The sequence below is a fragment of the Streptomyces sp. NPDC056161 genome (genome assembly GCF_042268025.1).
Classification (GTDB): Bacteria; Actinomycetota; Actinomycetes; order Streptomycetales; family Streptomycetaceae; genus Streptomyces.
The window spans coordinates 42,399-56,363 of the sequence record NZ_JBHJUV010000039.1 but is presented as its reverse complement, the minus strand read 5'-3'; the positions used below and the strand labels follow the sequence as shown (position 1 = coordinate 56,363).

General features: G+C 72.8%; 11 protein-coding genes. 2 read left to right on the top strand and 9 right to left on the bottom strand.

Annotated features, from left to right (window positions below; translation table 11 throughout):
• Nucleotides 1–93: 93 nt before the first annotated feature.
• From ACFC09_RS30765 to miaA, 5 genes are all read right to left on the bottom strand, one after another.
• A complete protein-coding gene (locus ACFC09_RS30765; RefSeq protein ID WP_376533614.1) occupies nucleotides 94–1,764 on the bottom strand; it encodes a M1 family metallopeptidase in 1,671 nt (556 codons plus the stop codon).
• A gap of 288 nt (nucleotides 1,765–2,052) precedes the next feature.
• Nucleotides 2,053–4,404, bottom strand: a complete 2,352-nt coding sequence (locus ACFC09_RS30760) for a RelA/SpoT family protein (protein WP_376533613.1) — start codon at nucleotides 4,402–4,404, stop codon at nucleotides 2,053–2,055.
• Nucleotides 4,405–4,802: 398 nt separating this feature from the next.
• Entirely contained in the window at nucleotides 4,803–5,672 is an 870-nt protein-coding gene (dapF, locus tag ACFC09_RS30755) for a diaminopimelate epimerase (RefSeq protein ID WP_376533612.1), read from the bottom strand.
• Nucleotides 5,673–5,907: 235 nt separating this feature from the next.
• On the bottom strand, nucleotides 5,908–6,414 hold the full coding sequence (locus ACFC09_RS30750) for a hypothetical protein (RefSeq protein WP_376533642.1): 507 nt from the start codon (nucleotides 6,412–6,414) through the stop codon (nucleotides 5,908–5,910).
• Nucleotides 6,415–6,522: 108 nt separating this feature from the next.
• Entirely contained in the window at nucleotides 6,523–7,461 is a 939-nt protein-coding gene (miaA, locus tag ACFC09_RS30745) for a tRNA (adenosine(37)-N6)-dimethylallyltransferase MiaA (RefSeq protein WP_376533611.1), read from the bottom strand.
• A 496-nt stretch (nucleotides 7,462–7,957) separates the two neighbouring features.
• Between miaA and ACFC09_RS30740 the strand changes: the two genes are divergently transcribed.
• Nucleotides 7,958–8,275, top strand: a complete 318-nt coding sequence (locus ACFC09_RS30740; protein WP_376533610.1) for an antitoxin — start codon at nucleotides 7,958–7,960, stop codon at nucleotides 8,273–8,275.
• A 36-nt stretch (nucleotides 8,276–8,311) separates the two neighbouring features.
• Here ACFC09_RS30740 and ACFC09_RS30735 read toward each other — a convergent pair whose 3' ends face one another.
• The 3 genes from ACFC09_RS30735 to ACFC09_RS30725 form a co-directional block, all read right to left on the bottom strand.
• Nucleotides 8,312–9,028, bottom strand: coding sequence for a class III extradiol dioxygenase subunit B-like domain-containing protein (locus ACFC09_RS30735; protein WP_376533609.1), 717 nt, complete (start codon nucleotides 9,026–9,028; stop codon nucleotides 8,312–8,314).
• Between the two features lie 15 nt (nucleotides 9,029–9,043).
• On the bottom strand, nucleotides 9,044–10,570 hold the full coding sequence (gene miaB, locus ACFC09_RS30730) for a tRNA (N6-isopentenyl adenosine(37)-C2)-methylthiotransferase MiaB (RefSeq protein WP_376533608.1): 1,527 nt from the start codon (nucleotides 10,568–10,570) through the stop codon (nucleotides 9,044–9,046).
• 112 nt (nucleotides 10,571–10,682) lie between these two features.
• Complete coding sequence (locus ACFC09_RS30725; RefSeq protein WP_376533607.1) at nucleotides 10,683–11,102, bottom strand: MazG nucleotide pyrophosphohydrolase domain-containing protein; 420 nt, start codon at nucleotides 11,100–11,102, stop codon at nucleotides 10,683–10,685.
• Between the two features lie 84 nt (nucleotides 11,103–11,186).
• Between ACFC09_RS30725 and ACFC09_RS30720 the strand changes: the two genes are divergently transcribed.
• Nucleotides 11,187–12,185 carry a TAXI family TRAP transporter solute-binding subunit gene (locus tag ACFC09_RS30720; RefSeq protein ID WP_376533606.1) on the top strand — a complete coding sequence of 333 codons (999 nt, stop codon included), beginning with the start codon at nucleotides 11,187–11,189 and terminating at the stop codon, nucleotides 12,183–12,185.
• A 346-nt stretch (nucleotides 12,186–12,531) separates the two neighbouring features.
• Here ACFC09_RS30720 and ACFC09_RS30715 read toward each other — a convergent pair whose 3' ends face one another.
• Nucleotides 12,532–13,956 (bottom strand): ATP-binding protein, encoded by a 1,425-nt coding sequence (locus ACFC09_RS30715; RefSeq protein ID WP_376533605.1) that lies wholly within the window; start codon nucleotides 13,954–13,956, stop codon nucleotides 12,532–12,534.
• Nucleotides 13,957–13,965: the final 9 nt, after the last annotated feature.

The following is a 13,965-nucleotide window of genomic DNA, read 5'->3' as shown; positions in this document are numbered from 1 at the left end:
CGAGAGCCGCGGTAGATTCCCGGGTCCCGTGCCGCGCCGACCTCACGATGGTCGCACGGCACGGCCGTCTCGTCATCGGCTTATCGCCCGGTCTCAGCCCGCGGCCTTCAGCGCCGGGGTCTTCCTCGGGGGTTCCGGAGCGATTTCCGCGGCCGGCTCCGGGGCGTTCCGCGTAGCGGGCCCGTGGGCGTTCTTCGCAGTCGGCCCGTGGGTGGCGTTCCCTGTGGTCGGCCCGTGGGGGTTCCCCGTAGCGGGCCCGTGGGCGTTCCTCGTGGTCGGCCCCGAGGCGTTCTTGGCGGGCGGTGTGGACTTCCAGTCCGGGTGTCCGGGCATCGGCGGGGTCTTCGCGCCGTACAGCCAGTCCTTGAAGAACCCGGTCAGGTCACGGCCGGCGATGGCGGACGCGAGGCGTTCGTAGTCGGCCGTGGTCGCGGTGTTGTCCCGGTGGGTCTGCACCCAGACCCGTTCCAGCCGCTCGAAGGCGGGGCGCCCGATCTCCTGGCGCAGTGCGTAGAGGACCAGCGCGGCGCCGTCGTAGACGTTCGGCCGGAAGATCCCGATCTTCTGGCCCGGCTTGGGCGGCTTGGGCGCGGCGGGCGGCCCGCCGGAGTCCCGCCAGCGGTCGGAGGCGCCGTAGGCGGCCTTCATCCGGTCCGCCATGGGCCGGTCGGCCTTCTCCTCCGCGTACAGGGCTTCGTACCAGGTGGCGTGCCCCTCGTTGAGCCACAGGTCGGACCACGCCCGCGGGCTGACGCTGTCGCCGAACCACTGGTGGGACAGCTCGTGCACCATGATCGACTCGACGTACCACTTGGGGTAGGCGGGTTCGGTGAACAGTTCCTTCTCGAACAGGGAGAGCGTCTGCGTCTCCAGTTCGAAGCCGGTGGCCGCCTGGGCCATGAGCAGGCCGTAGGTCTCGAAGGGGTAGGTTCCGACCTTGCTCTCCATCCAGGCGATCTGGTCGGGGGTCTTGGCCAGCCACGGTTCGAGGGTCTTGCGGTCGGCGGTCGGCACGACGTCGCGGACGAGCAGTCCGTGCGGGCCCTTGCGGTGCAGCACGCTGGAGCGGCCGATGGACACCTGGGCGAGTTCGGTGGCCATGGGGTGCTGGCTGCGATACGTCCAGGTGGTCTTGGAGCCGACCCGGTCCACGCCGGTCGGCAGGCCGTTGGCGACGGCCGTGTAGTCGTTGGGGGCGGTGATCCGGAAGGTGAACAGCGCCTTGTCGGAGGGGTGGTCGTTGCACGGGAAGACGAGGTGCGCGGCGTCGGCCTGGTTGGCCATGGCGAGGCCGTCCGTGGTGCGCACCCAGCCGCCGTCCCGGTCCTTGACGGGCCTCGGGTCACTGGTGTGCCGGATGGTGATCCGCAGCCAGTCGCCCTGGGGCAGCGGCCTGTCCGGGGTGATGACCAGGTCGTCCCCGGCCCGTACGAAACCTGCCGCCTTGCCGTCGATCTCCACGGATTCGACCGTGCCGTGCGCGAAATCGAGGTTGAGCCGGTCCAGGACGGTGGTCGTCCAGGCGTCGATGGTGGTGACGGCCTTGAGGGGTTTGTCGTTGCTGCCGGGATAGGTGAGGTCGAGGTCGTACGACGCCACGTCGTATCCGGGGTTGCCGAGGTACGGGAAGAGTCGGTCGCCGACGCCCAGCGGTGCGGCGGGGGCGCTCGCGGACAGCAGGCACAGGGACACGGCGGCGGCCAGGAGGGCGGCCTTCCGGCCCCGGGCGGCCCGGGGCGACCGGGTGCGAGGGGTGAGCAGCATGCACCACCGCTACCAGCGCGCACGTGCGCGACCGTGGCGACTCGCGCCGGGCCCACCCGAACGGGTTGGTCCGGTGGGCGCCGCCGGGGCACTCAGGGGTGCCCGGGAGCGCCCAGACCACGCCGGTCTGCCTGTCTTCACGCGCCTTCCCTGGCCACCCTGGTCTCCCTGGCCCGCCACCGGACGCCCCCGGGCAGGCCGGGGCCCGGCGCGACCTGGGTGCCGGGCCGAGGTCCGGCACCCTGCCGCGCCCCGGATACCGACATCCCACCCGGGCCGGAGAGCAGCTCAGGCGGGCGGGTCCTGGTGCTGGGCGCGGCCCACGTCGTACACGCCGGGTACGTTGCGCATGGCCCGCATCAGGGCCGGGAGTCGGGCCGCGTCGGGCAGTTGCAGGGTGTAGGTGTGACGGACGCGCTGCTGGCTCGGCGGCTCGACGGTCGCTGAGACGATTTCGGCGCCCTCCAGGGCCATCGCCTCGGTGAGGTCGGCGAGCAGATGGGGGCGGCCGAACGATTCGGCGACCAGCGTGACCCGGCACGCGGCGCTCTCACCCCAGCGCACGCCGATTTCCGCGCGCCCCCCGCTTTTCATGCGGGTGACCGCGGCGCAGTGCACGCGGTGCACGGTCACCACGCCGCCGCGCACGCAGAAGCCGGTGATCTCGTCGGGCGGCACGGGCGTACAGCACCCGGCGAGTCGTACGACGGCACCGGGGCGGTCGACGAGGAGGTCGGCGCCCCCGAGGCGGCGGCCACCGTTCTTGGCACGCGTGCCGGGGCCCTTGGAGCGTGCGCCGGGGCCTCCGGCGCGTACGCCGTTGCCCGCGGAGTGCGCGCCCGGCGCACCGCCGGCAGGAGTGCCGGCGCCCTCGGGCCCGCCTCCGGAAGCGGGACGGCGGGGATCGGCCTCGGGCGCGGTCGGGTCGGTGGCGGGCGTCCCGGACCGCGGAACGGCCGCGGCGCCGGGAGTGCCGGCGGCGTCGGCGGTGTCGGCGCGGCGCTGCCCGAACCGGACGTGCTCCCCCACCGGATCCTGCGCCGGCGCCTCGGGATGTGCCGCGAGCCACCGCTGGATGGCGATCCGCGCGGCCGGGGTGTGGGCGTGCTCCAGCCAGTCCCGGGAGGGTTCGGAGGCCGGGTCCTGGCCCATGAGGAGCTGGACGGAGTCGCCGTCCCTGAGGACGGTGCTGAGGGTGGCGAGGCGACCGTTGACGCGGGCGCCGATGCAGGCGTGCGCGTCCTCGCCGTACTGGGCGTAGGCGGCGTCCACGCAGGTCGCGCCCTCGGGCAGGCCCAGCGTGCCGCCGTCGGGCCGGAAGACGGTGATCTCGCGGTCCTGGGCCAGGTCTTCACGGAGCGTGGACCAGAAGGTGTCGGGGTCGGGGGCGCCCCGCTGCCATTCGAGGAGCCGGGAGAGCCAGCCGGGGCGGGTCGGGTCGGCGCGTTCGCCGTCGGCCGCCGAGGCGTGTTCGTCGGCGGGCGGGGCGTAGGGGTTGCCGAGGGCGACCACGCCCGCCTCGGCGACGCGGTGCATCTGGTGGGTGCGGATGAGGACTTCGGCGACCTGGCCGTCGGCGCGGGCGACGGCGGTGTGCAGCGACTGGTACAGGTTGAACTTGGGTACGGCGATGAAGTCCTTGAACTCCGAGACGACGGGTGTCATGCAGGTGTGCAGTTCGCCCAGCACGCCGTAGCAGTCCGCGTCCTCGTTGACCAGGACGAGCAGGCGTCCGAAGTCGGCGCCGCGCAGCCGTCCCCGTTTGCGGGAGACGCGGTGCACGGAGACGAAGTGCCGCGGCCGGATGAGGACTTCGGCCTGGATTCCGGCATCGCGCAGGACCGTGCGGGTCTCGTCGGCGATCACGGCCAGGGGGTCGTCGGGGCGGGTCTCGTTGTCGGCGATCAGTTGCCGGGTGCGCGCGTACTCCTCGGGGTGGAGGATCGCGAAGACGAGGTCTTCCAGTTCGGTCTTGAGCGCCTGGACGCCCAGCCGTTCGGCGAGCGGGATCAGGACGTCGCGGGTCACCTTGGCGATCCGGGCCTGTTTCTCGGGGCGCATCACGCCGAGGGTGCGCATGTTGTGCAGCCGGTCGGCGAGTTTGATCGACATCACGCGGACGTCGTTGCCGGTGGCGACGAGCATCTTGCGGAAGGTCTCGGGTTCGGCGGCCGCCCCGTAGTCGACCTTCTCCAACTTGGTGACCCCGTCGACCAGGTAGCGGACCTCCTCGCCGAACTGCTCGCGCACCTGGTCCAGCGTCACATCGGTGTCCTCGACCGTGTCGTGGAGCAGGGAGGCCGTCAAGGTGGTGGTCTCGGCGCCGAGTTCGGCGAGGATCAGGGTCACGGCGAGGGGGTGCGTGATGTAGGGCTCGCCGCTCTTGCGCAGCTGGCCGCGGTGCGAGGACTCGGCCAGGACGTAGGCGCGGCGCAGCGGTTCGAGGTCGGCGTCGGGGTGGTGGGCCCGGTGGGCGTCGACGACATGGCCGATGGCGTCGGGCAGCCGGTCGCGCGCCGCGGGGCCGAGCAGCGCGGCCCGCCCGAGCCGGCGCAGATCGATCCGGGGGCGGGCCTTCCTGCGGGCCACTGCAGGGATTGCAGGACCGGGCGTCGCAGGGTTAGTGGCCTCCGCACTCATGGGCACCTCCGGCTCGTGGACCGGCGGACGGAGCCCCAGGGCATACGAGGCTCAGGGATGGCGACGTCCCCCCGTCCGTGCCGGTGCTTGATGCTATCGAGCCCATCACGCCCGACTGACCGCCTCTCGCCGAGCGTGAAACGGATCACCTGTTTGAGCGACGATCCGGAGGTTTACGATCGCGCTGAGCGCTCTGGGGTCGGTCGTGGTTTCGAACTGGTTCACTCGGCCGCGGACAGCGGTGACCGGGGTCTCGAACCGGTTCACTCGGCCGCGGACGCCGTTGCCGAGAGCGCGGCCGTCACCGACGAGCGCGGCCGTCGCCGAGAGCGCGCGTGGCGGGTGGTCGCGCCGCGTTTCGCGGGGTCCGTTCCCGGGCATCCGCCGCGCCGCGCGGGTCAGCGGACCGCGTTCTCCAGCCATTCGGCGTAGATCTCGCCCTCGGCCACGATCACCGCGGGACCGGTCATCTCGATCTCGCCGTCCGGCCGCAGGGTGATCACCAGGCGTCCGCCGGGCAGGTCCACGGTGTAGGTCGCCGGCGCTCCGGTGACGGCCGGATCGGCCCCGTCCCGGTGGGCGGCGGCCACGGCGACGGCGCACGCGCCCGTGCCGCAGGAGCGGGTCTCGCCGGAGCCGCGCTCGTGCACGCGCATCGCGACGTGCCGGGGTCCGCGGTCGACGACGAACTCGATGTTGGCCCCGTCGGGGTAGGCGGCGGCCGGGCTGTACGGCGGCGGGGCGAGGAGATCGCCGGCGTGCGCGAGGTCGTCGACGAAGGCGACGGCGTGCGGGTTGCCCATGTTCACGTTCCGCGCGGGCCACCTGCGCTCGCCGACGGCGACCGTCACGTCTCCCTCGGGCAGCCGCGCGCTCCCCATCCCGACCGTGATGTCGCCGTTCTTGGCGATGTGCACGGTCTTCACACCCGCGCGCGTGGCGATGGCGAGATCGCCTTCGTCCGTGTGCCCGGCGTGCTGGAGGTAGCGGGCGAACACCCGCACTCCGTTGCCGCACATCTCCGCGATCGATCCGTCGCTGTTGCGGTAGTCCATGAACCATGCGGCGTCGGACGCCATCCCCGCGGCTTCCGGGTGGGCCGCGGAGCGCACCACGTGCAGCACACCGTCGCCGCCGAGGCCGGCGCGGCGGTCGCACAGGGCCGCGACGACGGCCGGCGTCAGGTCGAGGGTGTTGTCCGGGTCGGGGACGATCACGAAGTCGTTCTCCGTGCCGTGACCCTTGAGGAAGGCGATCCGCGTGCTCATTCCTCGATCGTACGGGGTCGCCCCGACATCGCCGGGTCGTGCGGCGGTGCCGGGACCGACGACGGCGCCAAGACCCACGGCGGTTCCAGGACCTGCGACGATTCCAAGAGCGACTGGGGTTCAAAGACCCACAGCGGTTCGAGGCCCGCGGCTCACCGGTCGCGCGGAGGTACGCGACCGCAACGGCGTCGCCGTGTCCGGCGGGCCTGCCGTGCGCCGGCCCGGCACGTCCGGATCAGTGGCGCAGTCGGGCCACCCGCCACACGGCGAGGACCGCCACCACGGCCACGACCAGGACGTAGGCCAGGAGGACCCGCCAGTCAGGGCGGCGTCCCGAGCCCCGCGGGGGCAGTCCCGGCAGGGTGTGTCCGACCCGGCGGGCGGCCATCATGCCCCAGCCGGCGGAGCAGGCGCAGATCAGCAGGCCGAGCATCGCGATCACCGCGCCGCTGTCGCCGAAGTCGAAGGCGAGCGGGAAGGCGAACATGAGGGAGCCGACCGCGGCCAGGGCCACGATGGGGGCGAGCTGCCAGATGCGCAGCCGACGCTGCGGCCGCAGTTCGACCTCGACCTCGGGCCCGCTGGTGAACATCTCCTCGGGTGCCGGCCCGTCGTCGGTCACACCACCCGGCGTCTCGTCGGGTCCGTCGGGGCTCAGGCCGTCCTCGCCCTGCTCCGCTTCGCCCCTTCCGGGGGTGGCGTGCTCGGTGTCTTGTGCGGTGTCGCGAGGGCCGGCCTCCATCGCCACGCGCCCTCCCAACTCGGACTCCACTTGGTCGATCGAAGCTCGATGATGGCATGGCGCCACAGGCCCCGATAACCGGCGGCGCATCCCGATGCCATCACGTGATCAGGCTGTGACCGGTCGTTCGACCAACGTCAGTGCGAGGTGCGGAAGTTCCGAACGGTCTGCCACGGCCCCACTCAACCAGTGCACACGGGGGTCTCGTCTGAACCACGAATCCTGGCGGCGCGCGAAGCGTTTGGTGGCGCGTACGGTCTCGACCCGGGCCTCCTGTTCGGTGCATTCCCCGGACAGTGCCGCGAGCACCTGCTGGTAGCCGAGCGCGCGCGACGCCGTACGCCCCTCGCGCAGGCTGCGCGCCTCCAGTGCGCGCACCTCGGCGACCAGGCCCGCCTCCCACATGCGGTCGACGCGGCGGGCGATGCGGTCGTCGAGTTCGGGGCGGGCCACGTCGACGCCGATCTGGACGGTGTCGTAGACCGAGTCGGGGCCCGGAAGGTTGGCGGTGAAGGGCCGGCCCGTGATCTCGATCACTTCCAGGGCCCGGACGATACGGCGGCCGTTGCTGGGCAGGATCGCGCGGGCGGCCTGGGGGTCGGCGGCGGCGAGGCGTGCGTGCAGCGCCCCCGAGCCGCGCAGTGCGAGTTCGTCCTCCAGCCGGGTCCTGACCTCGGGGTCGGTGCCGGGGAACTCCAGGTTGTCGACCGCTCCGCGGACGTAGAGGCCCGAGCCGCCGACCAGGATCGGCCAGCGTCCCTGGGCGAGCAGGGCGTCGATCCGGGCGCGCGCCAGCCTCTGGTACTCGGCGACGGACGCGGTGACCGTGATGTCCCAGATGTCCAGCAGATGGTGCGGGACGCCGCCGCGCTCCTCGGGCGTCAGCTTGGCGGTGCCGATGTCCATGCCACGGTAGAGCTGCATGGAGTCGGCGTTGATCACCTCGCCGCCGAGCCGCTGGGCGAGGAAGACGCCCAGATCGGACTTGCCCGCCGCGGTGGGTCCGACGACGGCGATGACTCGGGGGGCGGGGGGTGCACTGCTCACTGCCCCAGTTTCGCAAACCCCCGGGCCGTATTGCGATCGGGTTGTGCGACGGCCGTGCACGGCGGACCCGCCCCACGGGGGTCGCGCCCCTCCCGACAGGGCTCCTCTTCCCACCGGGCGGGGTCCAGGCGGGGCGTGCGGCCCCGCCGGCAGGGTTCCCCGACCCGCCCGGCGGATGCGGCAGCGGGTCTCACAGCCCGCCCGGCAGCACCGCCGGCCGACCGGCCGGGCCGCACGCCCCGCCCGGCGCCGTTCCCCGCGCCCCGGGCCGGTTCGAGGGCCGTCAGGAAAGGTTCGGGGTCACGCGTAATTCCGCCCGCGCGGGTACCGTATGGAGCGTATGTGGGCACTTCACGTACGGGCACTCGACGGAAGCGGATGCGGGCGCGCCGCCCCGCGTTCCGGTCGCTTTCGACCGGGACCGGCGCGGGCGCCGCGGCGACGACGGGGACGGTGCGGGTGCCCGCACGCAACCGTCCGGCAAGGAGAGTGGACCATGGGTCTTTTCGACAATGTGAAGGCCAAGCTGGGCCCGGCCAAGGACAAGGTGTCGGACCTCGCGCAGCAGCACGGGGGCAAGATCCAGGACGGTCTCGACAAGGCCGCCAAGGTGGTCGACGAGAAGACCAAGGGCAAGTACAGCGACAAGATCCACGCGGGTACCCACAAGGCCAAGGACGCCATGGACCGGATCGCGCACAAGGGCGAGTCCGAGGCGGACGGCGGCGCTGCCGGCGCGAGTGGGACCACGCCGACCAAGGAGACGACCGGCACGGCGGGCGGTACGTCGGAGACACCCCCGCCGTCCTCCTGATCATGTGGTCCGCGTCCGGGACGCGGACCACATGCCTCATGACCAGGCCGCCACCAGGTACCCCACGCCGTAGGGCGCGTCCTCGTAGAGGAGGGTGCCGGTCAGGTCCGCGCCCTCGGCGGCACCCGCCAGGACCTGCCACGGGGCGCGGCCCGAGACCTTCAGTTCGTACGCCAACTCGGCGTCCAGTGCCACGAGTGCGGCCCAGTCCGCCGTCCCCAGGGCACGCGCGACCTCCTCGTCGAACGGCATCGCCCGCTCGTCCAGGTAGCCCGGTGCCTTGAGCGTGCGGCACGCGCTGGCGTCGCCCATCACCAGCAGTGCCGTCCGCGCGGCCCGCGCGCCGATTTCCCTTCCCACTTCAATACACCGCTCGGGCGCCAGCGGTTCCCCGACGCCGAGTCCCTCGATCGGGGCATCGGCCCAGTCGGTCCGTTGCAGCAGCCACGCGGCCACGGCGAGCGACGGCGGCAGCTCGCGCTCGTCGGCCGACGGATCCCCGGCGGGGCCCAGCCGCACGTCGAGATCCACACCGAACCCGCGGAACGATCCCCGGGCGCCCTGCGGGTGGGCACCGCGCCCTTCCTGCTCGGCGGGCCCGACGACCACCAGCCGGTCGGGGCGGGCCGCCGCCAGTACACCGAGCGCGTCCGCGCACGCGGCACGCGCGGCGTCCAGTTCCGGCGCGGCGCCCGCGGCGACCTCGGGCACGAGGAGGGGCGGACAGGGGCAGACGGCGGCGGCGACGAGCATGACCGGCAGCGTACGTCAGTCGCAGCCGCAGGCGCCCGCGGCGACCGGCAGGGGCTCCGGAGCGCCGATCTTCGGCAGGCCCAGCATGACGCCGGCCGGCTTGGCCGACTCCTCGGCGGTGCGCTTCTCCCACGCGTCACCCGCGCGTGTAAGGCGCACGTCGAGGACGGGTCCCTCGGCGAGCAGGTGGTGCGGGGCGGCGTACGTCACCGCCACGGTGACCATGTCGCCGGGGCGCACCGGCTGCTCGGGCCTGGTGAAGTGGACCAGACGGTTGTCGGGGGCACGGCCCGAGAGGCGGTGGGTGGCGCCGTCCTTGCGGCCCTCGCCCTCCGCGACCATCAGCTCCAGGGTGCGGCCGACCTGCTTCTTGTTCTCCTCCCAGGAGATCTCCTCCTGAAGGGCGACGAGCCGCTCGTAGCGTGCCTGGACGACCTCCTTGGGGATCTGGCCGTCCATGGTGGCGGCCGGGGTGCCGGGCCGCTTGGAGTACTGGAAGGTGAACGCCTGCGTGAAGCGTGCCTCGCGGACGACGTGCAGGGTCTGCTCGAAGTCCTCCTCCGTCTCCCCGGGGAAGCCCACGATGATGTCGGTGGTGATCGCCGCGTACGGGATCGCGGCGCGCACCTTCTCGATGATCCCGAGGTAGCGCTCCTGCCGGTAGGAGCGGCGCATCGCCTTCAGCACGGTGTCGGATCCGGACTGGAGCGGCATGTGCAGCTGCGGCATGACGTTCGGCGTCTCGGCCATGGCGGCGATCACGTCGTCGGTGAAGTCGCGGGGGTGCGGCGAGGTGAAGCGCACCCGCTCCAGGCCCTCGACGGCGCCGCAGGCGCGCAGCAGCTTGCTGAACGCCTCGCGGTCGCCGATGTCGGAGCCGTACGCGTTGACGTTCTGGCCGAGCAGCGTGATTTCGGAGACGCCCTCGGCGACCAGGGCCTCGACCTCGGCGAGGATGTCGCCGGGGCGGCGGTCCTTCTCCTTGCCGCGCAGCGCCGGGACGATGCAGAAGGTGCAGGTGTTGTTGCAGCCGACGGAGATCGACACCCAGGCCGCGTACGCGCTCTCCCGCCGGGTCGGCAGCGTCGAGGGGAACGCCTCCAGCGACTCGGCGATCTCGACCTGGGCCTCCTGCTGCACACGGGCGCGCTCCAGCAGGACCGGGAGCCTGCCGATGTTGTGCGTGCCGAAGACGACGTCCACCCAGGGCGCCTTGTTCACGATGGTGTCCCGGTCCTTCTGGGCCAGGCAGCCGCCGACCGCGATCTGCATCCCGGGGCGCTGTGTCTTCTTCGGCGCGAGCCGGCCCAGGTTGCCGTACAGGCGGTTGTCGGCGTTCTCGCGCACGGCGCACGTGTTGAAGACGACGACGTCCGCGTCGCCGTCCGAACCCTCGGGCGCGCGCACGTAACCGGCTTCTTCGAGCAGCCCGGACAATCGCTCGGAATCGTGGACGTTCATCTGGCACCCGTAGGTGCGGATCTCGTAGCTCTTAGGTCCTCGAACGTCCACCGCGGGGCTCCGGTCGCTGCTGCTGGTCATTCCTCAAGGGTAGGCGCTTCCCGGCGGGCCCCCGCCGGTGCGGCCCGTGGGGCCACCACCGGGCCCCGCCGCGGCCCTCGGGCCGGGCGCCGCTCCCGCCCGGGACCCGAGGTCAGGCGCCTTCGGGGAGCCCGCCGCCCGCGGCCCAGCCCTGGCGGCGCAGGACCTCGGTGACGTCCGGCGCCGCGTAGTGATCGCCCTTGAGCACCTTGCCGTCGGCCCGGCGGGAGATCTGTCCGTCGGGCCCGCGCTTGCTCATGTTGGAGCGGTGCACCTCGGCCAGCACCGCGTCAAGGTCGATCCCGTGGACCAGCGCCGTGCCGTACGCCACGTAGACCACGTCGGCCAGTTCGTGCGCGAGCCGGTCCAGGGGGCCCGTGACCGAGACCTCGGCGACCTCCGCGGCCTCCTCGGCGAGCAGTTCCCCACGGTGCGCGGCCAGTTCGGGCGACACCTCGGCCGGTCTGCTGCGGGCGTCGAGGCCGAAGGCCAGGTGGAACTCACGGACGAGGTCGGCGGGCGAAGAGGTCATACGGCGACTGTAGCGGCCGGCTGTGACATCACTGTGGCTGCTCGGCCTGGTCAGGAGCGCGCACGGACTGGCAGGATCGCGCGCATGTCCAAGGTGTTCCCCCGGCTCGGCAGGCGCCGGACGTTCCAGGGCGCGGCGGTCGGCGCCGTCGCCCTCGCACTGCTGGCATGGTGGCTGCTGCCCCTGGGCGAGACCCCGCCGACCGGGACGATCGTCTTCAGCACCGGGACGAAGCGCGGGGTGTACCAGGAATACGGCCAGCGGCTGCGCAGCGAACTCGACAAGGACATGCCGGGTTTGACGGTGAAGCTGCTGAGCAGCGCGGGTTCGCAGGAGAACGTGCAGCGGGTGGCGACCGGCAAGGCCGACTTCACCATCGCGGCGGCCGACGCGGTGGAGACGTACCTGCTCGGGAACCAGCCCGGCGCGCGGGACCTGCGCGGCGTGGCCCGGTTGTACGACGACTACATGCAGCTCATCGTGGCGCGCGACTCCGATGTGCACTCGGTCGCGGACCTGAGGCACAAGCGGGTGGCCATCGGGCCGGTCGACTCCGGGGTGCGGCTCATCGCCGACCGGATCCTCAGAGCGGCCGACATCGACCCCGGAAAGGACATCACGCCGCTGGCCGACGGGATCGACACCGGGCCCGACCGGCTGAAGGCGGGCGACATCGACGCGTTCTTCTGGTCGGGCGGCCTGCCGACCAAGGGGCTGTCCGAGGTGGCCCGGAACTTCGCCATCCGGTTCATCCCGATGGGGGCCGACCTCGTGGCCAAGCTGCGCGGCCAGGGCGACGTCACCCGCTACTACCGCACCACCAGCATGCCCGAGTCGGCCTATCCGGCCGCCCAGCAGAACGTGCCCGTGCCGACGATCGCCGTCTCCAACCTGCTGATCACCCGCAAGGACATGGACCCGAAGCTGACCGAGTGGCTGACCCGTACGGTGATCAAGAGCCGTGACGACATCGGCAGCCACGTCCACTCCGCCCAACTCGTCGATCTGCGCACCGCGATCTACACCGATCCGCTGGCCCTCCACGAAGGCGCCCGGCGGTACTACCGGTCGGTCAAACCGTAGGCACACCACCGGGAACGGCCCGGCGCCCGCCGTCCCCGGACCCGGGCGGCCGGCGGGACGGCGGGACGGCGGGACGGCGGGACGGCGGGACGGCGGGACGGCGGGACGGCGGGACGGCGGGACGGCGGGACGGCGGGACGGCGGGACCATACCGACGCGCGCGTGCCCGCGAAACCGGTCCGGCCTGCGCGCTCGCACCGTCGTGCCCCTCCCTCGGATCCACCGGGCGGGCGAGCCCCTGACGTCGTCAGGACCGGCGTCGTCAAACCGGCGTCGTCAAGACCTCGGCGTGGCCCAGGTGGTCGGTCCGCCGGTCGTGGCGGCCCGACCGCGCGGTCGGGCAAGGTCACCCCACGGGCGTGCCGCGGGCCGACGGGCCGTGCCTGGGCACCGTCACCGTCACCGTCAGGCCCCGCGGCGCGTGATGCCCGTACCCGATCGAGCCGCCGCCCGCCGCGAGCAGAGCCCGGGTGATGGACAGGCCGAGGCCGGACCCCTTGATGTTCTGATGGCGTCCGCTGCGCCAGAAACGGTCGCCGACGCGGGCCAGTTCCTCATCGGTCAGGCCGGGTCCGGTGTCCCTGACGACGACCGTCGCACTCTCGCCGTTGGCGGCGACGGCCACCTCGACCACGCCGTCCTCGGGCGTGAACTTCACCGCGTTGTCGATCAGCGCGTCCAGGGCGCTGGACAGCGTGATCGGGTCCGCCCAGCCGGTGGTGGGCGGACAGTCGCCGGCCAGCCGGACGCCCCTGGCCCCGGCGGCCGGCGCCCAGGCGGCCACCCGCTCGGCGGCGAGCTGCCCGATGTCCGTGAGCCGCAGGTCCGCCTCGGCGTGCTCGGCCAGGGCGAGGTCGAGCAGGTCGTCCAGGACCTGGGCGAGCCGCCTGCCCTCGGTCTGCACGGAGGCGATCTCCTCGTTGCCCGCGGGCAGTTCGAGGGCGAGCAGTTCGATGCGCAGCAGCAGCGCCGAGAGCGGGTTGCGCAACTGGTGCGAGGCGTCGGCGACGAAGGCGCGCTGCTGCTCCAGCACGCTCTCGACGTTGTCCACCATCTCGTTGAACGAACGGGCCAGCCTGCGCAGTTCCGGCGGGCCGCCGGCCACCGCCACCCGCGATTTCAGGCGCCCGGTGGCGATGTCGTGGGTGGTGGCGTCCAGGACGCGCACGGGCCGCAGCACCCAGCCGGTCAGCCGCAGGGCGGCGCCGACGGCCAGCAGCATCGCGGCGAACTCACCTGTGGCGATGAGCAGCCAGCCGCGCAGTGTCCTGGACCGCATGGCGCCGGTCGGCGAGTCGGTGACCACCACGGCCATGACGTCGCCGTCACGGATCACCGGCGAGGCGACGACGAGCCGGCTGCGCTGCCAGGGCCACACCTGCTGCGGGTCGTGGCTGCGCCGGCTGAGGAGCGCCTCCTCGAAGGCGTCGCGCACCTCGCCCTCCGGGGGCAGCAGCCAGTCGCCCGGTGCGTTCGCCATCGGTGAGGCGTTGCGGTAGAAGACGCCCGCCCGAATGCCGTAGACCTCGTAGTAGCTGGTGAGTTCGCGGCGCAGGGTCTGCTTGCGCTCGTCCTCGGCCGAACGGCGCGACCCGGTGGGCGCGTCGGTGACGAACTGGGCCAGCGCGGCGAACCGGGCGGTGTCGTCGATCCGGTCGACGACCACCGTCTGCTGCTGGGCGGCGGCGCCGCTCATGGCGAGCGGGAGGCCGAGCGCGAGCAGCACCGCGGCCATCAGGACGATGAGCAGCGGGAGGAGACGTGTGCGCACCCGTCCCCG